This window comes from Pseudomonas sp. MDT1-16 (assembly GCF_054898115.1).
On sequence record NZ_CM142717.1, the window covers coordinates 4,765,206 to 4,787,779 of the forward strand.

24 protein-coding genes and 1 pseudogene are annotated in these 22,574 nt (G+C 59.8%); 9 read left to right on the top strand and 16 right to left on the bottom strand.

All coding sequences use genetic code 11. From position 1 onward, the window contains the following. Window positions 1-4 precede the first annotated feature (4 nt). The 4 genes from ACYZT3_RS21785 to ACYZT3_RS21800 form a co-directional block, all read right to left on the bottom strand. Complete coding sequence (locus ACYZT3_RS21785) at window positions 5-931, bottom strand: 5-oxoprolinase subunit C family protein (protein ID WP_282377118.1); 927 nt, start codon at window positions 929-931, stop codon at window positions 5-7. After that, a complete protein-coding gene (locus tag ACYZT3_RS21790) occupies window positions 928-1,632 on the bottom strand; it encodes a 5-oxoprolinase subunit B family protein (RefSeq protein ID WP_462030745.1) in 705 nt (234 codons plus the stop codon). The genes ACYZT3_RS21785 and ACYZT3_RS21790 overlap by 4 nt, the downstream gene beginning before the upstream one ends. Next, window positions 1,629-2,381 (bottom strand): 5-oxoprolinase subunit PxpA, encoded by a 753-nt coding sequence (locus tag ACYZT3_RS21795; protein ID WP_462030746.1) that lies wholly within the window; start codon window positions 2,379-2,381, stop codon window positions 1,629-1,631. The genes ACYZT3_RS21790 and ACYZT3_RS21795 overlap by 4 nt, the downstream gene beginning before the upstream one ends. Before the next feature lie 61 nt (window positions 2,382-2,442). Beyond that, a complete protein-coding gene (locus ACYZT3_RS21800) occupies window positions 2,443-3,729 on the bottom strand; it encodes an MFS transporter (protein WP_462030747.1) in 1,287 nt (428 codons plus the stop codon). Window positions 3,730-3,901: 172 nt separating this feature from the next. Between ACYZT3_RS21800 and ACYZT3_RS21805 the strand changes: the two genes are divergently transcribed. Continuing rightward, window positions 3,902-4,816, top strand: coding sequence for a LysR family transcriptional regulator (locus ACYZT3_RS21805; RefSeq protein ID WP_282377124.1), 915 nt, complete (start codon window positions 3,902-3,904; stop codon window positions 4,814-4,816). Window positions 4,817-4,999: 183 nt separating this feature from the next. Here ACYZT3_RS21805 and ACYZT3_RS21810 read toward each other — a convergent pair whose 3' ends face one another. From ACYZT3_RS21810 to ACYZT3_RS21820, 3 genes are read right to left on the bottom strand one after another with little or no spacing between them, the layout of a single operon-like run. Then, window positions 5,000-5,542 (bottom strand): DUF2937 family protein, encoded by a 543-nt coding sequence (locus tag ACYZT3_RS21810; RefSeq protein ID WP_123366761.1) that lies wholly within the window; start codon window positions 5,540-5,542, stop codon window positions 5,000-5,002. Between the two features lie 12 nt (window positions 5,543-5,554). Then, window positions 5,555-6,331 (bottom strand): class II glutamine amidotransferase, encoded by a 777-nt coding sequence (locus tag ACYZT3_RS21815; RefSeq protein WP_282377125.1) that lies wholly within the window; start codon window positions 6,329-6,331, stop codon window positions 5,555-5,557. A gap of 32 nt (window positions 6,332-6,363) precedes the next feature. Next, window positions 6,364-6,861: an MFS transporter gene (locus ACYZT3_RS21820; protein ID WP_462030748.1), complete on the bottom strand. Its 498-nt coding sequence runs from the start codon at window positions 6,859-6,861 to the stop codon at window positions 6,364-6,366. 101 nt (window positions 6,862-6,962) lie between these two features. Between ACYZT3_RS21820 and ACYZT3_RS21825 the strand changes: the two genes are divergently transcribed. Further along, entirely contained in the window at window positions 6,963-9,017 is a 2,055-nt protein-coding gene (locus ACYZT3_RS21825) for a S9 family peptidase (RefSeq protein WP_462030749.1), read from the top strand. A 275-nt stretch (window positions 9,018-9,292) separates the two neighbouring features. Further along, complete coding sequence (locus ACYZT3_RS21830; protein WP_462030750.1) at window positions 9,293-9,766, top strand: cyclic nucleotide-binding domain-containing protein; 474 nt, start codon at window positions 9,293-9,295, stop codon at window positions 9,764-9,766. On the opposite strand, the gene ACYZT3_RS21835 is transcribed toward ACYZT3_RS21830, so the two are convergent. After that, window positions 9,763-10,053 (bottom strand): hypothetical protein, encoded by a 291-nt coding sequence (locus ACYZT3_RS21835; protein WP_282377133.1) that lies wholly within the window; start codon window positions 10,051-10,053, stop codon window positions 9,763-9,765. The two genes, ACYZT3_RS21830 and ACYZT3_RS21835, sit on opposite strands and share 4 nt — an antisense overlap. 98 nt (window positions 10,054-10,151) lie before the next feature. On the opposite strand from ACYZT3_RS21835, the gene ACYZT3_RS21840 reads away from it, so the two are divergent. The 4 genes from ACYZT3_RS21840 to ACYZT3_RS21855 all read left to right on the top strand — a co-directional run bounded on the left by ACYZT3_RS21840 (window position 10,152) and on the right by ACYZT3_RS21855 (window position 12,302). After that, on the top strand, window positions 10,152-10,838 hold the full coding sequence (locus ACYZT3_RS21840) for a spermidine synthase (protein ID WP_076030084.1): 687 nt from the start codon (window positions 10,152-10,154) through the stop codon (window positions 10,836-10,838). A gap of 48 nt (window positions 10,839-10,886) precedes the next feature. Beyond that, the gene (locus ACYZT3_RS21845; protein ID WP_282377139.1) at window positions 10,887-11,261 is read left to right on the top strand and encodes a YajD family HNH nuclease; all 375 of its coding nucleotides are present in this window, start codon (window positions 10,887-10,889) and stop codon (window positions 11,259-11,261) included. Between the two features lie 100 nt (window positions 11,262-11,361). Next, the gene (locus ACYZT3_RS21850) at window positions 11,362-11,832 is read left to right on the top strand and encodes an RNA methyltransferase (protein WP_129441984.1); all 471 of its coding nucleotides are present in this window, start codon (window positions 11,362-11,364) and stop codon (window positions 11,830-11,832) included. Window positions 11,833-11,924: 92 nt separating this feature from the next. Continuing rightward, on the top strand, window positions 11,925-12,302 hold the full coding sequence (locus ACYZT3_RS21855) for a YgaP family membrane protein (RefSeq protein ID WP_282377142.1): 378 nt from the start codon (window positions 11,925-11,927) through the stop codon (window positions 12,300-12,302). Between the two features lie 36 nt (window positions 12,303-12,338). Here the strand turns inward: ACYZT3_RS21855 and ACYZT3_RS21860 are convergent, their stop codons facing one another. Next, a complete protein-coding gene (locus tag ACYZT3_RS21860; RefSeq protein ID WP_462030751.1) occupies window positions 12,339-13,568 on the bottom strand; it encodes a hypothetical protein in 1,230 nt (409 codons plus the stop codon). 28 nt (window positions 13,569-13,596) lie between these two features. Beyond that, window positions 13,597-14,046 (bottom strand): YcgN family cysteine cluster protein, encoded by a 450-nt coding sequence (locus tag ACYZT3_RS21865; RefSeq protein WP_282377144.1) that lies wholly within the window; start codon window positions 14,044-14,046, stop codon window positions 13,597-13,599. Window positions 14,047-14,212: 166 nt separating this feature from the next. Here ACYZT3_RS21865 and ACYZT3_RS21870 point away from each other — a divergent pair, with 166 nt between their 5' ends. Then, a complete protein-coding gene (locus ACYZT3_RS21870) occupies window positions 14,213-14,806 on the top strand; it encodes a nitroreductase family protein (RefSeq protein ID WP_282377145.1) in 594 nt (197 codons plus the stop codon). Between the two features lie 54 nt (window positions 14,807-14,860). On the opposite strand, the gene ACYZT3_RS21875 is transcribed toward ACYZT3_RS21870, so the two are convergent. The 6 genes from ACYZT3_RS21875 to ACYZT3_RS21900 all read right to left on the bottom strand — a co-directional run bounded on the left by ACYZT3_RS21875 (window position 14,861) and on the right by ACYZT3_RS21900 (window position 21,408). Next, on the bottom strand, window positions 14,861-15,793 hold the full coding sequence (locus ACYZT3_RS21875) for a D-2-hydroxyacid dehydrogenase (RefSeq protein ID WP_462030752.1): 933 nt from the start codon (window positions 15,791-15,793) through the stop codon (window positions 14,861-14,863). 120 nt (window positions 15,794-15,913) lie between these two features. Further along, window positions 15,914-16,207 carry a YcgL domain-containing protein gene (locus ACYZT3_RS21880; protein ID WP_007898694.1) on the bottom strand — a complete coding sequence of 98 codons (294 nt, stop codon included), beginning with the start codon at window positions 16,205-16,207 and terminating at the stop codon, window positions 15,914-15,916. After that, complete coding sequence (rnd, locus tag ACYZT3_RS21885; RefSeq protein ID WP_462030753.1) at window positions 16,204-17,337, bottom strand: ribonuclease D; 1,134 nt, start codon at window positions 17,335-17,337, stop codon at window positions 16,204-16,206. The genes ACYZT3_RS21880 and rnd overlap by 4 nt, the downstream gene beginning before the upstream one ends. A 123-nt stretch (window positions 17,338-17,460) precedes the next feature. Next, the gene (locus ACYZT3_RS21890; RefSeq protein WP_282377149.1) at window positions 17,461-18,123 is read right to left on the bottom strand and encodes a class I SAM-dependent methyltransferase; all 663 of its coding nucleotides are present in this window, start codon (window positions 18,121-18,123) and stop codon (window positions 17,461-17,463) included. Window positions 18,124-18,196: 73 nt separating this feature from the next. Then, the gene (locus ACYZT3_RS21895; RefSeq protein WP_282377150.1) at window positions 18,197-19,846 is read right to left on the bottom strand and encodes a phosphoethanolamine transferase; all 1,650 of its coding nucleotides are present in this window, start codon (window positions 19,844-19,846) and stop codon (window positions 18,197-18,199) included. 179 nt (window positions 19,847-20,025) lie between these two features. Then, window positions 20,026-21,408 carry a glutamine synthetase family protein gene (locus ACYZT3_RS21900; RefSeq protein ID WP_462030754.1) on the bottom strand — a complete coding sequence of 461 codons (1,383 nt, stop codon included), beginning with the start codon at window positions 21,406-21,408 and terminating at the stop codon, window positions 20,026-20,028. Between the two features lie 367 nt (window positions 21,409-21,775). On the opposite strand from ACYZT3_RS21900, the pseudogene ACYZT3_RS21905 reads away from it, so the two are divergent. Continuing rightward, window positions 21,776-22,506: pseudogene (locus tag ACYZT3_RS21905) on the top strand (MFS transporter); the annotation flags it as partial. Between the last annotated feature and the right edge of the window lie 68 nt (window positions 22,507-22,574).

The following is a 22,574-nucleotide window of genomic DNA, read 5'->3' on the forward strand; positions in this document are numbered from 1 at the left end:
GCTTTTAGCGATTTATGAAGCGCCGTAGATATTGGACCTGCTCCCGATGCGCCACATCTTGCATCACCGGCCGCAACCGCACCGTTGCCCCCGGCAGACACTGCGCCAGCTGTGCCAATGCCAACGGCGTCAAGGCGCCCAATCGCGGATAACCACCCATGGTCTGTCGATCATTGAGCAATACAATCGGCTGCCCGTCTGGCGGCACCTGAACCGCACCCAGCGGGATGCCTTCCGAAATCATCGGCTTACCCTGATACTGCAACGCCGTTCCCAGCAAGCGGATGCCCATCCGGTCGGCACGGCTGTCGAGGGTCCAGACGCTGTTGAACGCATCAAACAAACTCTGCCCGCTGAACTCGCCAATCTGTGCACCGAGCACCAGGTCCAGCGGCGAGTTGAGTTTGAAATCCGGCACCTGTTCGCGCGCCAACTCCCGCAGCAGGAGCCGTGAGCACCCCGAAAAACTCAACTGCGCATCTTTGGCCAACGCCCGGCCCATGCCATCCAGCCCGCCGAGCTCCTCACGGACCACCGTTGCGCTACTGCCCAACACTGCTGGCGCATCAAATCCGCCCGGCGCCGCCAAATAAGCCCGAGCGCCAAGCAGCGGCTGAGTGAATTGCAACTGCTGATCTTTGTTCAGCCTGAAACTGCGCCACGGTGCCAACGCCTCGCCATCCAACCGCGCCCCCAGATCCGCCCCGGCCAAGGCCAGCACGCAATCCTCTTCGGCAACGACGGTGAACCCGCCGAGGGTGATTTCAATCACCGGTGCCTCCAGCTCATTACCCAGCAGCCAGTTAGCCCACAACATCGATCGCCAATCCGCCGCCCCGCCCTGGGTCACGCCCAGATGCCGCACACCGAATCGCCCGGCGTCCTGTAACAGGCACAGCGGCGTACTCGCTTCTATTGATAAACGACTCATGCCTGCGCCTCCAACGGCGTGTCGTCACCGCCGAGATTGATGAATTCTGCATGGCTGACGGCTTCGAAACGCACCGTGTCGCCGGGTTGCATCAGGCTGTAGCCGTCGCGTTCGCGGTCGAACAATTTGGCCGGGGTGCGACCGATCAGATTCCAGCCACCCGGGGACACCACCGGGTAAGCGGCCGTTTGGCGTTCGGCGATGCCGACACTGCCGGCGGCTACCTTTTTACGCGGAGTGTTCAGACGCGGCGCCGCCAGCGCTTCTTCCACCAATCCCATGAAGGCGAAACCCGGTGCGAAACCCAAGGCGAACACCTGATATTCACGCTCGCAGTGGCGGCGGATCACTTCATCCACCGCCAGCCCGCTGCGCTGGGACAACAGGTTCAATTCGGGGCCAACGCTCACGTCATACCAGACCGGTAGCACATGACATTTGCCGCGAGTGCAGGCGTTGGGCGACAGATCGATCAAGGCCTCGGCGATCAGCTCCCGAGCCTGAGCGGGACTCAACGCGGTCAGATCGTAATGCACCATCAACGTCGTATAGGACGGCACCAGATCGATCAGATGCCCGGCGAACGCAGCACGCAATCCTTCGCTGGCAGCGAGCATCCACGGCATGTTGGCCTCGCTGATCTCATCAAAGAGACGCACCATCAGGCAATCCAGCGCCGCCACTTCCACCCGAAATTTCATGGTGCACTCTGTTGAACAAGGGCTTCGCGAATGCGTCGCACGGCGGCCACTGAACTGGCGTTGTCGCCGTGTACGCAGAGGGTGTTGGCCTGCAAGTGCAACGCACTGCCATCGCTGGCCGTGAGGTTGCCACCACGGGCAATGATCAGCGCCTGTTTGATGATTGTCTCGGGATCGTGATGCACCGCGCCCGGCAATTGCCGCGAAACCAGCATTCCCGCGCTGTCGTAAGCGCGATCGGCAAAGGCTTCGAACCACAGGGTCACGCCGTATTCATCGCCCAATTGCTGTGCGGCGCGGTTGTCGCGAGTGGCCATCAACATCAGCGGCAACTGGCGATCATAGGACGCTACCGCCTGAAGAACGGCGCGCAATTGCGCCGGGTTGGCCATCATGTCGTTGTACATCGCACCGTGGGGTTTGACGTAACTCACCCGCCCGCCCTGGGCCCGGCAGATGCCGTCGAGGGCGCCGATCTGGTAGTGCAAAATGTCCTGAAGTGCCTGGGCGGTGTAGGCCATGGAGCGGCGGCCGAAGCCGACCAGATCCTGATACGCCGGATGCGCGCCAATCTGTACGCCGTTGCTCAGGGCGAGGCTGACGGTCTTGCGCATGATGCTCGGGTCGCCGGCATGGAAGCCGCAGGCGATGTTGGCGCAATCGATGAAGGGCATGACTTCGGCGTCCAGACCCATGGTCCAGTTGCCGAAACTCTCGCCGATGTCGCAGTTCAATAGCAGGCGGTTCACGGTGAACACTCCTGTAGGTTTGATTCATTTTAGCTGTAGGCATTTGCCCGCAGATTATCAGCTACTCCGCTTCAAGTTGCTTGCCACGGGTTTCCGGCAGGCTCAGGGCCGCAAGGATCACCACCCCGTAGGACACCGCCGCAAAAGCACCGATGCCTACGCTCAATGGCACCGTCTGGCTCATCAAGCCGATCAACAGCGGGAACAACGCCGCCAGCGCCCGGCCAATGTTGTAGCAAAAGCCCTGACCCGAACCGCGAATCCGCGTTGGAAACAGCTCGGTCAGAAACGCGCCCATTCCGCTGAAAATCCCCGAGGCGAAGAAGCCCAACGGAAAGCTCAGCCACAGCATGACGCCATTGCTGACCGGCAATTGGGTGTAGAGCAGAACAATGGTGAATGAGCCGACCGCGAACAGAATGAAGTTCTTTTTACGCCCGAGGATGTCAGTCAAATACGCGCTGATGACATAGCCGACGTAGGATCCGACGATCACCATCGCCAGATAGCCACCGGTGCCGAGTACGCTCAAACCGCGCTCATTCTTCAGAAATGTCGGCAACCAGGAGGTGATTGCGTAGTAACCGCCCAGAGCACCGGTGGTCAGCACCGAAGCACGAATCGTAGTGAAGAGGATGCCAGGGGCGAAGATCTCGTAGAACTTTGCCGGGTTGCTCGGTTCCTGCTTGGCTTTGGCTTCCCGGTAGATTTCCGGGTCCTTGACCAAACGGCGGACGAAGATCACAAAAATCGCCGGCACGATGCCGAGGATGAACAGTGCGCGCCAAGCGTCTTCCGGCGGCAGCACCGAGAACAGCAACGCATACAAGATCGCCGTCATTCCCCAACCCAGCGCCCAGCCGGATTGCACCATGCCCACGGCCTTGCCGCGGTCCTTGGCACGAATCACTTCACCCATCAGCACGGCGCCGGCGGTCCATTCGCCACCGAAACCGAAGCCCATCAGGGTGCGACTGATCAGTAGTTGCTCGTAGTTCTGGGCGAAACCGCAAAGGAAGGTGAAGAAGGCAAACCACAGAACCGTCAGTTGCAGGGTACGTACGCGACCGATGCGGTCGGAGAGAATCCCCGCCACCCAACCGCCGATGGCCGAGGCGATCAGGGTGCTGGTGTGAATCAGCCCTGCCTCGCCGGTGGTGATGCCCCACATCGCAATCAGGGTCGGCACCACGAAGCTGAGCATCTGGGTGTCCATGCCGTCCAGGCCATAGCCGATCTTGCAGCTCCAGAAGGTGCGGCGTTCCTGCTGATTGATGTTGCGGTACCAGTCGAAAGGTCCCGGGCGAACCGTGGCTTTGGGGATGTCGAGCGTGTCGGGCGCACTCATGGCAAATCTCCGCGCTAATTTTATTGGTATTGTTCTGAGCCCCGACGACGCCTATCGTGGGAACCGGATGGCCTGATTTTTGAGTGCCTTGCCCTGTTAAGTCCAACTAATAAAACCCCGCCCTAGACATAAGAAAACCTTATCCAACAAGCGGGTCGCACGAGCTGATCCCATGAACCTGAAGTTTCTCGAGACCTTTGTCTGGGTCGCCCGACTCAAGAGTTTTCGCCTGACGGCAGACAAACTTTTCACCACCCAGGCGTCGATATCCAGCCGCATTGCAGTGCTCGAAGGCGAGCTCGGGGTGAAGCTGTTCCTGCGCGATTCACGCGGCGTGAGCCTGACGCCCGAAGGCTTGAAAGTGCTCGAATACGCCGAGCAAATGATGGACACCATGCAGGCGCTCAAACAGTCGATCGAGACCCGTTCGAGCAAGGTCGGTCGGGTTCGCATCGGCGTGATGGACACGGTCATCCATACTTGGCTGAGCCCGTTGGTGGCACAAATGATGGATCACTATCCGCGGGTGGAAATCGAGCTGGTGGCCGATACCGCGCTCAACCTCTGTGATCAGCTGCAAAAAGGTTTTCTCGATCTGATCCTGCAGACCGACCTGTTGCGACAGGAAAGTGTGCGCAGCCTTGAGCTGGCCAGCCACCCGATGGGGTGGATTGTGGCCAGCAATTCGATCTACAACCGTGAGTATTCAAGCGTTGCCGATCTGGCACGCGAGCGCATCATTACTTACTCGAAAAACTCACACCCGCATCAGGACATCCTGAGTTTGATGCAGGCCAATGGCGTCATGGCGCCACGGCTCAACTGCGTGAACTCGGTATCGGCGATTACCCGTCTGCTGCGCGATGGCTTCGGCATTGGCGCGTTGCCGCCGGTGCTGGTGGCCGAAGAACTGGCACGGGGTGAACTGACCTTGCTGACCATCGAGCAACGGCCGCCGAATTTGCAGGTGGTGGTGTCGTGGCGGGTTGGCGTGGAGTGGGTCGAGGAGATTGTTGCGTTGTGTCAGCAGGTGCTGGACAGGTATGCGCGCAAGGTGGGTGAGGATTACATAGTTCTCGCACGCTAGCCTTGTAGCAGCTGGCGAAGCCTGCGTTCGGTTCGGGCCGCGTTCGGACGTAGCAGTCGTCAATCCAGCCAACTCGGTTTGCCTGAAACACTGCGGTGCCTGATTTCGCGACTGCTTCGTCCGAACGCGGCCCGAACCGAACGCAGGCTTCGCCAGCTGCTACAGGGTCTGCGCCGTTGCTGATTACAACCCCCGCACATCCCGATCTTCGATCGGCCGGCTCTGGCGCAGGCGTTTGCCGCCCAGCACCACCCAGTCGATCAGCCGGAACAGGCATTCAATGCCGAACGACAACAGCAACGCCCCGCTCATGCCCCAGATCATCGCTTCCGGCGTCAGCAGAATCTGGTAGCTGTAGCCGTTCCAGGTTTCCTTGCGAATATCCGGGTCGGCCGCCAGCGCAACCTGCAGGAAGCGGATGTACCACGGGCCCTGCATGGCCTGGAACTGTTTATCAAGGGCCAGTTGACGGGTCAGCAAGGTGCTCAGGCTGTCGGCATCGCTGCGAAAAATCGGGTCTTCGCTCGCGCGGTAATGGGCCACCAGCGCCTGCATGTCACCTTTGAAGAACTGATTGGCAGTGCCCTGAAAACCGCTTAAACCGGTCTGCGCCTCTATCAGATGCGCTTCGACCCGCTTGGCGTAATCGCTGATAAACCCCGGCACCTGGACACCGATCAACAGGCCCGCCGCGAACAACACCAGCCGTAGATAACTGAGCAACATGAGGGGCAATCCTTATTCGGTCTTGCCTTGGCTGACGCATTCACCGCGTCGCCAGAGGCTCCATTGGCCCGGTTCGTAGCGGGTCCAGGTTTCGTTTTCGGTCAAGGGTTCGGTGGCGATCACCGTGACCACGTCGTTGGGTGTGGTTTCGGCCTGGAAGTCGACGATCACATCGACGTCCTTCAAGCGCGCCGGGCCGAATGGCGCGCGACGGGTGATTTGCGCCAGCTTGGTCGAGCAATAGCAGAACAACCAATCGCCGTCGCTGAGCAGGCAGTTGAACACGCCTTTGCTGCGGTATTCGGCGCAGGCGGCTACCAGGTCTGGCAGCAGTTCTTCGACCTCTACCGGTTCCGGGAACGCCGCGCGCACGCGGTTAAGCACATCGCAGAACGCCGCTTCGCTGTCGGTATCGCCGACCGGGCGGTAAAAACTCTTGATCGGTTGAAACTCCGCGAGCTGACCGTTGTGGGCGAAACACCAATTGCGCCCCCACAGTTCACGCACGAACGGATGGGTGTTGGACAGGCAAACCTTGCCAACATTGGCCTGACGGATGTGCCCGATCACTACTTCGCTCTTGATCGGATAGCGCTGCACCAGGTTGGCGACTTCGGACTCACTGCTTGCCGCCGGGTCCTGAAACAGGCGCAGGCCACGGCCCTCGTAAAAGGCGATGCCCCAACCGTCACGGTGCGGACCGGTGCGGCCGCCGCGCTGCATCAGCCCGGTGAAACTGAACACGATATCGGTCGGCACATTGGCGCTCATGCCCAATAACTCACACATGCTCGGATTCTCGCTGAAAGGCAGGGGCAAGGTTACAGACGTGGTTCAACCCGCAAACGCTGAGGGTTGCTCGGTACCGGTGGACGACCGTAACGATCATCGCCCGCACCGCCGAAATACTGATCCTCTTCAGGGTCATCGGCCCGGGTCGCAGCCTTGGCAGCGGCAGCCTGTTCCTTGCGAGCGTTGGACGCACGTTCGATAGGGAAACGGATCGCCACAAATACCAGGTAAATGCCGAAGACGATCATGCCGTACATGAACAGGTCGGAAACCGCCCGCCAGGCGTTGTTGCCGACCTTGAACATTAGATCAAGGGCAGTAATGGCGATGGCCGGAGCGACCTTTTCCTTCACCGGGTCGATGATGGTGGGGCTGAACAGCAACACGGCAACCAGCAGCCGCAGCGGCTCACGCAGCCAGCGCCACATCCAGCGGGTCAAGCGCATCCACACCAACAGGCAGCCCAAAGCGGCAAAGGCGTAGAGGCCCCAAGCGATCAGATAGTCGTTCTCGGTCATGGTGTCCATGGCAAGGCAGGCAAAGAGGCGCTTATAGTAACGACTTTTCGCACGTCAGGCTTGCCCGCCGTCTGCGAGACCCCTTTTCGTAAACCGCTCGAGAGTCCTTCATGCCCTTATCCGTCAACGTTTGCGACGCTCCCATTGCCCACAAGGCCGAAGGCGACGACCCGTATGCCTGGCTGCAGGAACGCGACACCGACGCTGTGCTCGACTACCTGAAAGCGGAAAACAGCTATCAAGAGGCGCAAACCGCCGATCAGGCCGGGCTGCGTGAAACCCTGTTCCAGGAGATCAAGGGCCGAATTCTCGAAACCGACCTGTCCTTGCCCTCCCCTTGGGGTCCATACCTGTATTACACGCGCACCACGGCGGGTGATGAATACGCCCGTCACTACCGCTGCCCGCGCCCGGCCGATGACAGCCTGCAGCTCGACGAAAGCCAGGAACAGCTGCTGTTGGACCCGAATGCGTTGGCCAAAGGCGGCTTCTTTTCCTTGGGCGCGTTCAGTATCAGCCCGGACCACCAGCGCCTGGCCTACAGCATCGACGCCACGGGCGATGAGATTTACACGCTGTTCGTGAAGGAGTTGTCCAACGGCCGTGTCAGTGAACTGGAATTCCAGGACTGCGACGGCAGCATGACCTGGGCCAACGACAGCCTGACCTTGTTCTTCGGCGAGCTGGACGAGACCCATCGCCCGCACAAACTGTTCCGCTATCGGCTGGACGGTACAGCGGCTGAAGAAGTGTTCCATGAGCAGGACGGTCGATTCTTCATGCATTGCTACCGCTCGAGCTCCGAGCAGCAATTGCTGCTGTCCCTGGGCAGCAAGACCACCAGCGAAGTCTGGGTGCTCGACGCGTTCCAGCCGCAGCAAGCTTTTACCTGTATCGCACCGAGGGTTGAAGACCATGAGTACGACGTCGACCACGGCGCGCTCGACGGTCAATGGACCTGGTTCATTCGCACCAACCGCGACGGTATCAACTTTGCCCTGTACCACGCCGTCGACACCGGCGTGGCGCCGACCGAGGCCGACTGGCAAAACCTGATCCCGCACAGCGACACGGTGATGATCGACGGCATGAGCCTCAACGCCGGGGCCATGACCCTGAGCCTGCGGGTCGGCGGCTTACCGATCATCGAAGTTCATCCGCAAGACCTGCCCAGCTACCGTGTGCAACTACCGGATGCGGCCTACAGCCTTCACGTGCAAAACAGCCTGGAATTCGTCAGCGACAGGATCCGTCTGCGCTACGAAGCGTTGAACCGTCCGGCGCAAATCCGCCAGCTTGAGCTGGGCAGCGGCGAGCAGAAAGTCCTCAAGGAAACCCCGGTGCTCGGGCCGTTCGACGCCGATGCCTACGTCAGTCAGCGTCTGTGGGCGACGGCACCGGACGGTACGAAAGTGCCGATCAGCTTCGTCGTCAAACGCGAAGCACTTGGCAAGCCGACGCCGCTTTATCTGTACGGCTATGGCGCCTACGGTGAAAGCCTCGACCCGTGGTTCTCCCACGCGCGTTTGAGTCTGCTGGATCGTGGCGTGGCATTCGCCATCGCTCACGTGCGGGGCGGCGGTGAACTGGGCGAAGCCTGGTATCGTGCTGGCAAGCAGGAACACAAACACAACACCTTCAGCGACTTCATCGCCTGCGCCGAACACCTGATCGCCGAGGGCTTCACCACATCACAGCAATTGGCGATCAGCGGCGGCAGTGCCGGCGGCCTGCTGATCGGCGCGGTGCTCAATCAACGGCCAGAGCTGTTCGGCGTAGCGATCGCCGAAGTACCGTTCGTCGACGTGCTGAACACCATGCTCGACCCGGATCTGCCGTTAACCGTCACCGAATACGACGAGTGGGGCAATCCTGAAGAGCCAGAGGTCTATGAGCGAATCAAGGCCTACGCCCCGTACGAAAATGTCACCGCGCAAGCCTATCCGGCGACCCTGGTGATCGCCGGCTACAACGATAGCCGCGTGCAGTACTGGGAAGCAGCCAAGTGGGTGGCAAAATTACGCGCGACCAAAACCGACACCCATCCCCTGCTGCTCAGGACCGAATTGGGTGCCGGGCATGGCGGGATGAGCGGTCGTTATCAGGGATTGCGTGACGTAGCACTCGAATACGCATTTGTTTTCAAGGTTTTGGGCATCGCCTGAGGAACTCCGTTCGGCGTGCCGGTCTTAACACCAGTACGCCGGGCCCTGCCTACACGCTATCCATGTAGCAGCTGGCGAAGCCTGCGTTCGGCTGCGCAGCAGTCGTAAAATCAGACGCCGCGGTGTTTCATTTAATCCGCGGTATCCGCATTTACGACTGCTGCGCAGCCGAACGCAGGCTTCGCCAGCTGCTACAAGGGATCGTGGGTGGCCAGTATCATTGACCTTAGCCAGGCCCGGACCAGCAACAGACACACGAAAAAGACCGTGACGACATGTCAGAACCGACCTTACTGAACAACGAAATTCGTGACTGGCTGATGGACTGTGGCCTGTTCGATCAACTGCTGCCGGCGGACTTCGCCGCTGCCTCGGGTTACTTCAGCATCAGCACCATTGCTCAGGGCGAAGAGATTTTCCATGAGGGCGATGCCGGCAGCTTCATGTGCATCATCCACACCGGCCAGGTGGCGGTGCAGAAAACCAACAGCGACGGGCAACGGGTGACCATGGCAACGTTGCGCAGTGGTCGGGCGTTCGGCGAAATGGCCGTACTTGACGGCGAACGACGTTCAGCCAGTTGCGTGGCCGCGAGCAATTGCCAGTTGCTCAATCTGGGTAAGGACTCGTTGGAAAAGATGCTCAACGATGCACCGAAAATCGCCGCCAAAGTCATCCGCGCCCTTGCCGTTTCCCTCTCCAAACGCCTGCGCATGGCCGACGGACAACTGCTCTCGCAGCAGGTTTAACCGCCGGGTGATTTGGTTTTCGACGAGTTTTGCTCCAGCCCCGGCAGCGGCTGGTCCTTGGTGGGCGGGCTAGGCATTTCAATGGGCACCAACGGCGGACCGCCACTGCCCGGGCCAACCTTGGGCACGCTGGTCGGAGTGATTTGCGGGTACGGTGTCGGGGTCGCAGTGCCGGGCGAACCGGGCAGGGGTGCGGGGTTGGTGGGAATGGTTTGCAGCGCCTGGGCCTGCACTGCAGTTATCGAGAGCGCGGCCAAGGCAATGACCGTTAGAATGGTGCGCTTCATCAATGGCTCCGTTGGCCTTGGTGTCTTTTTGCAGGCTACTCCCAACGGCGCGTGTTTGCCTTCCTCCTCTTTTGCCAACTTCTCCTCAAGTGAGTCCCATGAAACGTTTCGTTCTGCTCGACACCACTCCAATACCTGAAAATGGCGGTGCCTTGTGCCTGTTCGAATACGGTGAGGATTTTGTCATCAAGATCCAGGGCGGCGACGGCGGGCAACTGATGAACACCCGCATGCACGGCTCCGAAGATGCGCTGGCGGAGATCCCGTGCCGTAAAGTGGCCGGCCGGCCGAATTCGCGCGTGCTGATCGGCGGCCTGGGCATGGGCTTCACCCTCGCCTCGGCCCTCAAGCACCTGGGCAAGACCGCTGAAGTGGTCGTCGCCGAACTGGTGCCGGGGGTGGTGGAGTGGAACCGTGGACCGCTGGGCGAGAAAGCCGGGAACCCGCTGCTCGACCCGCGTACGGTCATTCGCATGGAAGACGTGGCCAACGTGCTGCAAGCCGAGCCACAAGGTTTCGACGCGATCATGCTCGACGTCGACAACGGCCCCGAAGGCCTGACCCAGAAGGCCAACAGCTGGCTCTACTCCGCTGGTGGCCTGAGCGCCTGCGCCAAGGCCCTGCGGCCCAAAGGTGTGCTGGCCGTATGGTCCGCGAGCGCTGACCGACAGTTTTCCGACAAACTGAAGAAGGCCGGCTTCAAGGCCGAGGAAGTCCAAGTCTTCGCCCACGGCAACAAAGGTACCCGTCACACCATCTGGATTGCCGAGAAGCTCAAGGGCTGAGCTAAACTGCGTTTATTACCGTCATTAGTCTTTTACAAAGGTGAACCCATGAGTTCGTCAACGCCTCCGTCCAACACGTCGAAGCTGGACCGCATCCTTGCTGACAACCAGCGCGACAAGGAAATGGGTTACCGCGACAAGGCCCTGAAAATGTACCCGCACGTGTGCGGTCGCTGCGCCCGTGAGTTTTCCGGCAAGCGCCTGAGCGAACTGACCGTGCACCACCGCGACCACAACCACGACAACAACCCTCAGGACGGCTCGAACTGGGAGCTGTTGTGCCTGTATTGCCACGACAACGAACACTCGCGGTACACCGACCAGCAGTATTTTGGTGAAGGCTCGCTGAGCTCGCCGAAAATCGCCAAAGCGACGCATAACCCGTTTGCGGCGTTGGCGGGGTTGATGAAGAAAGAAGACTGAGCCCCGCATGATCGTTCCCACCAGAGCGTGGGAGCGATCACCGAACACCCCTCCCCCAATCCCCGTATAATCGCCGTTTTTTCCCCGAAGGCACCCGCTCGTGGCAGACAAACGGTACAGCTGCATTGGTTTGTATAACCCCAAATCACCGGAGAACGTCGGTTCGGTGATGCGCGCCGCTGGCTGTTATGGCGTGGCGTCCGTGTTCTACACCGGCAAGCGCTATGAACGCGCCGCCGACTTCGTCACCGACACCAAGCGAGTCCACTACGACATTCCGCTGATCGGCATCGACGACCTGAAAAAAATCCTGCCGCTGGGCTGCGTCCCGGTCGCTGTGGAATTGGTGGACGGCGCCCGTTCGCTGCCGGAATACACGCACCCGGACCGCGCGCTGTACATTTTTGGCCCGGAAGACGGCTCGCTGGATAAAGAGATTCGTGACTGGTGCGAAGACGTGGTCTACATCCCGACCACCGGCTGCATGAACCTGGCGGCCACCGTCAACGTCGTGCTCTATGACCGCCTGTCCAAGGGACTCAACACCCGTTCCGGGGCGAAGTTTCGCTGACTCACCGAACATCCGATGGAACAAGCCGCCCACCTCGGCAGTCAGCTTAATTATCTATTGTTGAAGCAGCTATTCCAGCCAGGAGACAGATCATGAGCGATCTCAAACGCGTAGAACGCATCGAATCCACCCCGTTCCAGACTCACACTGACCAGAACGTTGAGGGTTGGGAACGCATTGCTTCCCTGGCCGGCGGTGTGGTGATGGTCGGCAAGGGCCTGCGTCGCGGCGGCGTTTTCGGGTTGATTCAAGTGGCGATCGGCGGTGTGGCCCTGGCGCGTGGGATTACCGGGCACAGTTCGGTGAAAAGCCTGCTGGAGAAAAGCCGTCAGGACATGAACAACGTACGGGTGAAGATTCAGCGGGCGGGTGAAGAGCTGAACCGGTTGAAGGCGAATGCTGAAGCGGCGACCAATACCGCTACCGTGACGGGCAATGATTCTTTGACGTCGCCAAAAACCGGGGTTTGATCCAGACGACGATCGTTCCCACGCTCGTGGGAACGATCACTGCAGCAACTCGGTATCGAGGACTTTGGAGGACTCGCCAATAACGCTCTCACTGAGCTGAACAAATTCCTTGGTATCCACGCTCTCCAGATGCATCGCTCCTTGCAATACATCATCCAGCGAACGCTTGTTGCGGGTCTTCAGACGAATTTCGCGATCCAGTTCCTGCAATAACACGACCGCTTTCGAGACCTGCGCCGGACTGGCCTGTTCACCGCGCAATGTGCTGACCTTCTGGCTGTCCTTGGCCAACTTCTTCTGCAAACTCTCATACCGCTCATCACTCATGCCGCCAGCGCGGCGCACCAGTTCGATGGCGTAATACTCGGCAAATCCTTCGCTGATCCAGTCACTGCGCTGCTTGTCGTTGATCCGCCCGAACACCTGAGCCAATTCCCGCACCAACGCACTGGTGCCGTTTTCGCTGACCAGCGGCAGACGCGTGTTCAGATAGATCGATTCACGTGCCGCCAGACTGCCACGCCACATCGGGTCGTTGGCACCGACGATCAACAGTTTGGTGGGATGACGGGGATACACCGCCTGCACTTGCGGCCAGATAAAGGTCAGCAGCGTCAGGACATCCATGCGGCGCATGCCCTGGCCTTGAGGCGAGGCGACGGTGACCTCGGTTTCCCCTAACCGCGTGCGACGGCTGCCGAGGTGGCCCGCAAGCATCCAGCCCGTGGGCCGGTCGAACAAGCGAGAAACGTTATCGACCCGGAACTTGTTCTTGCCGGTCCGCGGCCAGGCGGTTTCAACGCTTTTCCAGCCGGTGGGCAATTCGAATTCAAGCCGCGAAACCAACTCGATGCCATCCTGCTGATCGAGTTTGGCCGCCGGCACCAGGTCATCGCCGCGCATCAGCGCCCAAGTTGGTGTCATGCGCGTGTCGAAGCTGCCGCTCTTGCGCCCGTGGCTGATGCGTACGCGGTAGGTCAGGCTGGCCTTGTCGGCGGCCGGACGCCAGACACCACGGGCCTGTTTGCCCGGCGTGAGCTGCCATTGGCCATCGGCCTTGAAGTCGCTGTAGTGGCTGCCGTCACCCAGGTCGAAATCCAGACTGCGCACTGCCGAACCCTGGGCCAGGGTCAATCGCACTTCAGCCTGATCACTTTGCGGCAACAGGCGAACGTGGTAATCCAGATCGACCTTCTTCGCCGCCCACACGGGCGAACTCAGGGCAAAAAGCCCAAAGGCCAACGCCAGCCGCAATCCCACAGCCATACACACTCCTTCGTGAAACGTTAGGCGTTCAACCCGCCCTGAATATCAGATGGTCTTCCCAATCCTCTTCAGCCACGCTGCCTTCGGCGAGCATGCGCCCGGACTGGGAAATACGTTCGTGGTGCACCGCATCGCGATCACCGCACACCAGAGGATGCCAGAGCGGCAGGTCCTTGCCTTCGCTGACCAATCGATAGCCGCAGGTCGGTGGCAACCATTTGAACTCATCGGCCTTGCCCGGTGTGAGCTGGATGCAGTCCGGGACGAAATCGCGGCGGTTGGGGTAATCGGTGCACTGACAGGTTTTCAGGTCCAGCAGTTTGCAGGCGATGCGCGTGTAGTAAACGCTGTTGTCGTCTTCATCCTCGAGCTTTTGCAGGCAGCACAGGCCACAGCCATCGCACAGCGATTCCCATTCCTCTTGATCAAGTTGATCGAGGGTTTTGCGTATCCAGAACGGTTCGACTTTGGCGGCCATGGCTCAAGCATCAACATCAGGTGGTGAAAAGGCCGCCAGTCTAGTGCCAAGGCCGTTGTCGGCCAAGCATTGGCGACTGCCGGTAGAACCGGACTTGCCAGTTATTGCGCCGCCCAGTAGGGTTTTGCGTCGCCCCTCACGTTCAAACGTAGCAAGGAATGTCTTGATGAGTGCTAATCCACGCGTTGCCGATTATGCCATCCACCCTCAGTTCACTGATCGCTGGTCGCCCCGCGCCTTCACCGGTGAAGCGATCCCCATCGAGACCCTGCTGAGCTTCTTTGAAGCCGCACGCTGGGCGCCATCGGCTTACAACTCGCAGCCTTGGCGGTTTCTGTATGCGCGTCGCGACACGCCAAACTGGGAGCGCTATCTGGGGCTGCTGAACGAATTCAACCGCAGCTGGGCGCAACACGCCTCGGCGCTGGTGATCGTGATCTCGAAAACCACCTTCGCAGTGCCTGGCGCCACCGAAGAAACCCCGGCGCTGTGGCACACCTTCGACACCGGTTCGGCCTGGGGCCATCTGGCGCTGCAAGCGAGCATCAGCGGCTGGCACACCCACGGGATGGCCGGTTTCGACCAGGAACTGACCCGCAAAGCGCTGAACATTCCTGAGGGTTATGCGCTGCACGCGGCGGTGGCGGTGGGCAAACTGGGCGATAAGGCAACGCTGGCGGATTACCTGCAAGCGCGTGAAGAACCGAGCCCGCGTCGTCCGCTGAGCGAGTTGGCCGCCGAAGGCGACTTCACCCTCTAACCGCGCTCCACCCGATCGTTCCCACGCAGCGTGGGTACGATCATTGCGGTGTACTCAGTAGCCGCGATTGAAATCCACTTCCCCGCGCAACGCCTCACTCGCCTGATACGCCCGCAGGTTTTCGACAAACAGATTCACCATCATCGATGGCGAAGTCGGTGCCGAGCTGTGGCCGGTCAGCAGCAAGCCCCACGCCGTCCAGAACGGGTGACGCTGCGGCAACGGTTCCTGACGGCAGACGTCGATCACGGCACCGGCCAGATGCCCTTCTTTCAAGGCTTCCACCAGGTCCGCATCGACCACTGCCACGCCGCGTCCGACGTTGATGAACAAACCGGTCGGTTTGAATTGCTTGAACAGCGCCGCGTCGTACAAGTCGTGGGTGTTCGGCGTATTCGGCAGCAGATTGATCACGTAATCCACTTCACCCACCAGACGCGGCAAATCAGCCAGCGCCCCCACTTCGACAAACGGCGTCTGCTCACGGGCTTCGCTGGCGACGCCGTACAACTCGACGCCAAACGGCACGAGGAACTGTGCCACGGTCTGCCCGATGTCACCGGTGCCGACGATCAACACTTTGCGGCCGGCCAGGCTTTGGCCCTGGCGACTGTCCCACCTGCGCTCGACCTGGCTGACCAGCCGCGGCAGCACTTCGCGCTCGTGGCCAAGCATGTAGGTCAGCACGTATTCGGCCATGACCTGACCGAAAATCCCCACCGCCCGGGTCAGGCGATAGTGCCGAGGCAAGCCGTCGGCCAGCAGCGGCGTGATGCCCGCCCAGGTCGATTGCAGCCATTGTGGCTCGTGGCCCTGACGCAGCAGGGTCGCCAGCAGGTCCGGCTGACCGAGCCAGATCGGACAATCGGCGGCCTGGCTGGCCAGTTCGGCGGAGTCACCGCTGGTCAGCACTTCCAGGTCAGGCGCTGCTTGACGCAACAGCTGGGCGTACACAGGGTGGTCGTGTTCAGCTATCAGAACGCGCATGGTTCAAACCTTTCGAAAACAGTGCAGACGGCCACCGACGGAGTATCGCCCCATCGCCCTGGCCATCGCCAAAATCATTCCAGTGTTTCATAAAGGCTCTGAACAGAGCCTGTCTGCCGATTACATCGGGTCGTTGCGTCGCAGCAATTCTTCCGGCAAGTGTTCGATGTACTCGTCTTCGGCCGGCGGCATTTGCAAGTGATAACCCTGCTTCTCAAGGTTTTCCAGCACCACGGTGATGTCCTCGCGCGACAGTTTGCGCTCGGGGGTCAGCACCAGGTCGAAGGCGTGATGCGGTTTGCCGAAGGCGGCCATCAGGCTTTCCGGAACGCGCTCCAGTGCATCGCTTTTGAGCACATAGAGGTACATCTCGTTTTTCTTCAGGCTTCGATAAATGGAGCAAATACGTTTCAAGGCTGTTCTCCGGCGGTGGCCAGGCTGTCGAGCAGCGCCTGGCCCATCAATTCGCGGCGCCAGCCACGCAGCGAATCAGGCAATTGGTAAGGACCATTGGGGTAGCCGCTCTTGAGCAGCGCTTCCAGGGTTTTCTTGCGCAGCATCAGCTCTGGCGCAATGTTCAGGCGCTCGGCTTCGGCCTGGCCGATCGCACGCAGCTGTTTGACCAAGGCGGCGGCGTCCACCGGTAATGGCTCCGGCACTGCTGGCGGCCATTGGTCTGGCGACACACTGCCAGAGCGCTTGATCAGATCAAGCAGAAATTCGCCATCCTGACGCACGGTACGCGGGTGCATGTCTTCGATTTTCGCCAACGCGCCGAGGTTGTCCGGCTGAGTCCGCGCCAGCGGCCACAGCGAATGCTCACGAACGATGCGATTGCGCGGCAGATCACGGGCACGGGCTTCGCGCTCGCGCCAGGCGCACAGTTCACGCAACACCACGAGTTGGGCGCGGGAGAGCTTCCAGGCCAGCTTGGCTTCGCGATAGACCTCATACGGATCAACTTCGCGACGCAGGTTGGCCACCAGCTCGGCGCCGTCTTCCAGGACCCAGGCGTACTTGTCGTCAGAAAGCTTCGGACGAAGCTGTACGAAAACTTCCGCCAGGTGCAAGGCATCTTCGGCGGCGTAGCTGATTTGAGTGTCCGAAAGTGGGCGTTGCAGCCAGTCGGAACGGGTCTCGCCCTTGGGCAGATCGATGCCGAGCACTTCCTGCACCAACCGCGAATAACCCATGGAGAAACCCAGGTTCAGGTAAGCGGCGGCCAGTTGAGTGTCGAACAGTGGCGCCGGCAGGCTGCCGGTCAGGCGCAGCAGGACTTCGAGGTCTTCGCTGCACGCATGGACGACTTTGACCACGGCCGGGTTTTCCAGCAACGCGGCCAGAGGTTGCCAGTTGTCGATGGTCAGGGGGTCAATCAGGTAAGCGCGTACGCCATCGCCGATCTGCAGCAGGCCTGCGATCGGATAAAAGGTGTCGACCCGCATGAATTCGGTGTCGAGGGCAACGAATGGCAGCTGCTGCCACTCGGCGCAAAACTGACCGAGGCTATCGTTGTCGCGAATCCAGTGAATATCGATGGCCACACGGCTCTCCCTTGAAGAATGGCGCGCAGTATATATCGCCCCCGGCGATTTCCGCGCATCCACTGAACAAGAGCTTTAGCGAAAAAGCCTGCCAGACAGCAAGAAATGTCTGACAAGCGGAGCCTAGCTGGCCTTACGCAGGACGTAGACCCGCATCCGCGCACAGCCGGGCAGGAAGTCTTGATGACTGAGCAAGCGCAAACCTGCGCGCTTGAACTCGGCTTCCACCTCGGCCTTGCTGGCCAACTGTCGGGCCGGAGCGCCCTGTGCATCCGAGCGCTGGCCTTTGAAATGAGCATCGACCTTTACCGCCACAATCACCGTATCGCGACTGACCCGATGGAACTCCTTAAGCATGGCCAAACGATGTTCGGGGCTGGCGAGGTGTTGAAACAGCTGCATGCAAAAAATGCAGTCAACCGCGTTCGCCGATAAGCCAATTGTGAACGCTGAACTCTGAAAGGTCTTGACCCGTTTCAGCAGACTTTGCGGATGATGGGTACGGGCATGGTCGAGTATGTCCTGAGACGGGTCGGCCGCAAGGATCACCCGGTTGGCATGCTCGGCCAATACCGGCCAAAAGCGCCCGACACCACAGGCCAAATCGAGAACCAGGCCTGGCTCGCCAGCAACCTTGAGCGCGTTGCGCACCAGTTGCTCTTTACGCCAGAACGTCAACCGCCCGGCCAGGCCACGCGGTTGCGACTGAAGACAGACGCGGGCGTGCTCCTGATCGTAGCGCCGGGCGATCTCAAGCTCGATGGCAGATGGGGGTTGAGCGGACATGTGCAAGGGCTCTTGGGGGAAACTCTACCAGCCGCAGGTTAGCGGCCGGGGCGTGAAAAAAAGGTGGGAACGCTCATTCTTTGGCCAACACGCCGTCAATCACCGCACCGCGACATCCGGCAAACATATCCAGATTCTGGTTGTACACCTTGCTGCTGACCTCCAGCAGACCAAGCATCGAATGGAACAGATTGTCCTGGCTCAAGGGCTTCTCACGACTCAGTTGCAGGCAATGGGCGTCCACCGAGAACGACTTTTGATAGCTGTCGGAAAACCATGCCAACATCGCGACATGCTTTTGTTGTTCCGGCGCCAGCATGTAAGGCGTGCCGTGGAGGTACAAGTTGTACTCGCCCAGGGATTCGCCGTGGTCCGACAAATAGAGCATCGCGGTATCGACTTTGTCCTGATTTTTACGCAACAAATCGATCAGGGTGGACAGCACGTGATCGGTATACACCAGGGTGTTGTCGTAACCATTGACGATACTTTCGCGGCTGCAATTGTTCAGAGCGTTACTTTCACAAACCGGGGTGAAGCGTTCGAATTCTTTCGGGTAGCGCTTGAAGTACTCCGGACCGTGACTGCCCATCTGGTGCAACACCAGTACCGTGTCTTTATCCAGGGTATCGATGAAGTGCTGCAAACCTTGCAGCAGGATTTCATCGCGGCATTCGCTATTGGCGCACAGCACCGGGTCTTTCAGGTTACTGACGTCGTCGAGGGTGACCCGATCGCACGTGCCTTTGCAGCCCGATTGGTTATCACGCCAGATCACGTCGAGACCCGCGCGTTTGAGCACGTCCAGCAGGCCTTCCTGATTCTTTGCCTTACTGGCGTTGTAATCCTTGCGGCCCATGTCGGAGAACATGCACGGCACCGACACCGCTGTTTCCGTCCCGCAGGAATGCACGTTGGTGAAAGCGATCAGGCCAGCTTCTTTATTCAGTTTGGGTGTGGTGTCGCGGTCATACCCCAGAATGCCGAAGTTCTCGGCTCGGGCACTTTCGCCCACCACCAGCACCGTCAGGGATCTGCGGCCATGGGTTTGCCAGGCCGGAGTTCGCTGGGCATCTTCACCGAGCGTGACAAAGGGTTGTTGCGCCGACGCGACCTGCTCACGCAGATAGCCAGCCGAGGCACCGATGTAGTTGCTGGGTACTATCATCAGGCGCAACTCATGGTGATTGCGAAACAACGAAGACAGGCCCTGATAGTTAACCAGTGCAACGCCTCCGATCACGGCAACCGACGCGACACTTACCAGTGTTTTACTTATTAGCTCACGGTGCCAGCGGCGATAATTAACCGGGATCCCCCACAACAACAACGACGGCAAAACGCCCAGCAAAAGTATATAAACAAGCAATTTCAATGACAGCAAGTCACGCACTTCCGTCGCATTGGTTTGCGCAAAGTTACGCAGCATGCCGGTGTCAATCAAAACACCATATTGGCTCATGAAGTACGCCACGCCCGCACTGACCATGAAGATCAGCGTCAGGATCGGTTTCATCACGGGCCGGAAAGCCAGCAGGGTCAGCACAATGTTAAAAGCGGCCAGGATCATCAATCCGAAAGCCACGCGAATGACGATGCCCTTACCGTCAGACGCCGTGATTTCAAACAGGTGTTGCCAGAGAACAAGATTGAAGCCCGTTAATAGAAAGGCGCTGGCAATCAGTGTCACCCACTCGGGGCGCACGGCTTTAATCTTCAACATGATGATCGGCTGTTCCTGAAAAGAAGGGCCTTCGGTAAATGTGAAAATTTCATTTACCGCGACAGCACTAACTTTAGGCAGCCAACCATCAATTTTTTGTGAAAAAGAAGCCAACGATTAGTTGGCTCATGGCACTAGGCCAAAACTTTTAACTTATTTGAGAATGGTTCAGGTTCTGTTCAGGCTTGATTCAAATACCAGCGCCAGTCCTGCTCGCCGACTTCGCCCATGAACTGTCGATACTCGGCACGTTTTACCGCCAGGTAAACGCCGAGGAACTCACCGCCGAACGCTTCCCGTGCCCAGCTCGAACCTTCAAGCGCCCGCAACGTGGTCAGCCAGTCAGTCGGCAACAGTTCCGTGGCCTGGGCGTACCCATTGCCCTCCACCGGCGCGCCAGGATCGAGTTGTTCGCGTATACCGCGATGGATCCCGGCCAGAATCGCCGCAGCCGCCAGATACGGGTTGGCGTCGGCGCCACAGATGCGGTGTTCGATATGCCGGGAAAACGCCGGCCCGCCGGGCACGCGCAAACTCACGGTGCGGTTGTCCACGCCCCAGGTGGCCGCCAGTGGTGCGTAGCTGTTGGTCTGGAAACGGCGGTAAGAGTTGGCGTTCGGACAGAACAGCAGCAACGAATCGAGCAAGGTGCTGAGCATCCCGCCGACCGCCTGTTTGAGCAGCGGCGTGCCGTCCGGGGCTTCGCTGGCGAACAGGTTGTTGCCCTCCTTGTCCGCCAGGCTGACGTGCATGTGCATGCCAGTGCCCGCCAAGTCATCGAACGGTTTGGCCATGAAGCACGCCGTCATCCCGTGCTTGTGGGCCACGCCTTTGACCAGCCGTTTGTAGCGCACCGCTTCGTCCATCGCCTGCAAGGCGTCGGTGCGGTGTTCGAGGGTGATTTCCACTTGCCCCGGCGCGTATTCGGAAATCGCCGTGCGCGCCGGAATGCCCTGGAGCTTGCAGGCGCTGTAGAGATCAGCCAGAAACGGCTCGATCTGTTCCAGTTCACGCAAGCCGTAGACCTGAGTCCCACGGGGCCGCCCGCCATCGACATCCCGCGCCGGCTGCGGCCGACCGTCGCTGTCGCGCTGCTGATCCAGCAGATAGAACTCCAGCTCCGCCGCCATCACCGGGTAATAACCGTCGGCCTGCAAGCCTTCGATGACGTTCGCCAGCAGATGCCGTGGATCGGCAATCGTCGCGGGCATGCCTTCCTTCGGGTGCATGCTGACTTGCACCGCCGCCGTAGGAATCAGCCGCCAAGGCATGCGCTTCAAACTGCCACTGATCGGGTAAGCCCGGCAGTCGATATCGCCAACGTCCCAGACCAGGCCGGAGTTCTCCACGTCATCGCCGTTGATGGTCAGGCCAAGAATGGTGCTCGGCAATGGCCGTCCGCTTTCGTACACCGCCAGCAATTCATCGCGATGCAGCAACTTGCCCCGAGGCACACCGTTATTATCGAGGATGAACAACTCGAACATCTCGATATCCGGGTTCTGCTCAAGAAAGGTCAGGGCTTCTTGCTTGGAGGCGAAGGATGTCGTGGCAAAACTCATGGGAATTCTCTTATTTCCGCGTCAGGCAAACGCACAGGCGCCGCCACTTTGATCCCGGCGCGCAGCGCGGGACCTGTAAGAACAATCAACGGGAAATGCAGGAATCCGGTGGGCGCGCGTGACGGCAGTGCCACAGCGCCCAGAAGGCTAATTCGGAGGGAAGTGTGACGGGACAACCGTCCATAGAAAAAACCACAGAGAACAGATGACCAGCAGCGTCACACGGGAGGTTAAGTCGTTAAATCGGGATTTGAAGAACTTTGGTTGCGGACTCGCTAAACATTGTTCGCGCCTTTCGGCTTCACACAGTTGTATTTAATGTCTAAATACTGCTCCGGACTTTCTGATTTGCGGTCTGCAGACCTCGCGCGCGTCGTTTGCACCGCGGGTGATGATCCGCACCGGCAGCTGGCGCATGGGCTTGGCGATCTGGGCGACGCGGGTGCTGGTAGCGTTGCTGTTTGGGTCCATGCAGCACGAAAGGATGCCGGCGCAGCCTGCTCAGGCGCAACGCAATGGGTCCTTCTTCGGCAATTCCCGCGCCTGGTTACTTGCAATCTTCTTCGGACTGGGCACGGCGTCCTACACCTGTGTGCTGGCCTGGCTGGCGCCGTACTAGTCGAAAAGGGTTGGAGCGAGCAAAACGCCGGGTTGCTGCTGGGTTTCTTGACCGCCATGGAAGTGTTGTCCGACCTGCTGACACCGGCCATCGCCAACCGCAGCCGAGACCGACGCGTGGTGCTAGTGGTGTTGCTGGCGCTGATCATGGCCGGTTTCTGCGGGCTTATTCTGAGCCCGCAACACCTGAGCCTGTTGTGGCCATGTCTGTTAGGGCTCGTCATCGGCGGACTGTTCCCGTTGAGCCTCATCGTGTCCCTGGATCATCTGGATAATCCCCAGCGTGCCGGCGGCCTGACCGCGTTCGTGCAAGGCATTGGCTATCTGATTGCCGGTCTCTCGCCACTGATTGCCGGGTTGATAGGCAATCGGTTCGGCCGCTTCGAATGGGCCTGGTGGTCACTGACCGGCGTCATGGCACTGATGATCCTGATGGTCTTGCGCTTCGATCCGCGACATTACGCCCAACACATCCCATGACCCGGAACCCACATCATGAAACGCCTGCAGCCGGTCAGGGTTGAAGGCATCTGGAACTGCCCCACAAC

Excerpts from the sequence above, each read along its gene's own strand:
- ACYZT3_RS21900 (WP_462030754.1), bottom strand. The coding sequence starts at position 21,408 with ATGAGTTTTGCCACGACATCCTTCGCCTCCAAGCAAGAAGCCCTGACC.
- ACYZT3_RS21810 (WP_123366761.1), bottom strand. The coding sequence starts at position 5,542 with ATGTTGCTCAGTTATCTACGGCTGGTGTTGTTCGCGGCGGGCCTGTTG.
- ACYZT3_RS21820 (WP_462030748.1), bottom strand. The coding sequence starts at position 6,861 with ATGGACACCATGACCGAGAACGACTATCTGATCGCTTGGGGCCTCTAC.
- ACYZT3_RS21825 (WP_462030749.1), top strand. The coding sequence starts at position 6,963 with ATGCCCTTATCCGTCAACGTTTGCGACGCTCCCATTGCCCACAAGGCC.
- ACYZT3_RS21805 (WP_282377124.1), top strand. The coding sequence starts at position 3,902 with ATGAACCTGAAGTTTCTCGAGACCTTTGTCTGGGTCGCCCGACTCAAG.
- ACYZT3_RS21855 (WP_282377142.1), top strand. The coding sequence starts at position 11,925 with ATGAGCGATCTCAAACGCGTAGAACGCATCGAATCCACCCCGTTCCAG.
- ACYZT3_RS21790 (WP_462030745.1), bottom strand. The coding sequence starts at position 1,632 with ATGAAATTTCGGGTGGAAGTGGCGGCGCTGGATTGCCTGATGGTGCGT.
- ACYZT3_RS21870 (WP_282377145.1), top strand. The coding sequence starts at position 14,213 with ATGAGTGCTAATCCACGCGTTGCCGATTATGCCATCCACCCTCAGTTC.
- ACYZT3_RS21875 (WP_462030752.1), bottom strand. The coding sequence starts at position 15,793 with ATGCGCGTTCTGATAGCTGAACACGACCACCCTGTGTACGCCCAGCTG.
- ACYZT3_RS21845 (WP_282377139.1), top strand. The coding sequence starts at position 10,887 with ATGAGTTCGTCAACGCCTCCGTCCAACACGTCGAAGCTGGACCGCATC.
- ACYZT3_RS21835 (WP_282377133.1), bottom strand. The coding sequence starts at position 10,053 with ATGAAGCGCACCATTCTAACGGTCATTGCCTTGGCCGCGCTCTCGATA.
- ACYZT3_RS21830 (WP_462030750.1), top strand. The coding sequence starts at position 9,293 with ATGTCAGAACCGACCTTACTGAACAACGAAATTCGTGACTGGCTGATG.
- ACYZT3_RS21890 (WP_282377149.1), bottom strand. The coding sequence starts at position 18,123 with ATGTCCGCTCAACCCCCATCTGCCATCGAGCTTGAGATCGCCCGGCGC.
- ACYZT3_RS21800 (WP_462030747.1), bottom strand. The coding sequence starts at position 3,729 with ATGAGTGCGCCCGACACGCTCGACATCCCCAAAGCCACGGTTCGCCCG.
- ACYZT3_RS21860 (WP_462030751.1), bottom strand. The coding sequence starts at position 13,568 with ATGGCTGTGGGATTGCGGCTGGCGTTGGCCTTTGGGCTTTTTGCCCTG.
- ACYZT3_RS21865 (WP_282377144.1), bottom strand. The coding sequence starts at position 14,046 with ATGGCCGCCAAAGTCGAACCGTTCTGGATACGCAAAACCCTCGATCAA.
- ACYZT3_RS21840 (WP_076030084.1), top strand. The coding sequence starts at position 10,152 with ATGAAACGTTTCGTTCTGCTCGACACCACTCCAATACCTGAAAATGGC.
- ACYZT3_RS21815 (WP_282377125.1), bottom strand. The coding sequence starts at position 6,331 with ATGTGTGAGTTATTGGGCATGAGCGCCAATGTGCCGACCGATATCGTG.
- ACYZT3_RS21895 (WP_282377150.1), bottom strand. The coding sequence starts at position 19,846 with ATGTTGAAGATTAAAGCCGTGCGCCCCGAGTGGGTGACACTGATTGCC.
- ACYZT3_RS21785 (WP_282377118.1), bottom strand. The coding sequence starts at position 931 with ATGAGTCGTTTATCAATAGAAGCGAGTACGCCGCTGTGCCTGTTACAG.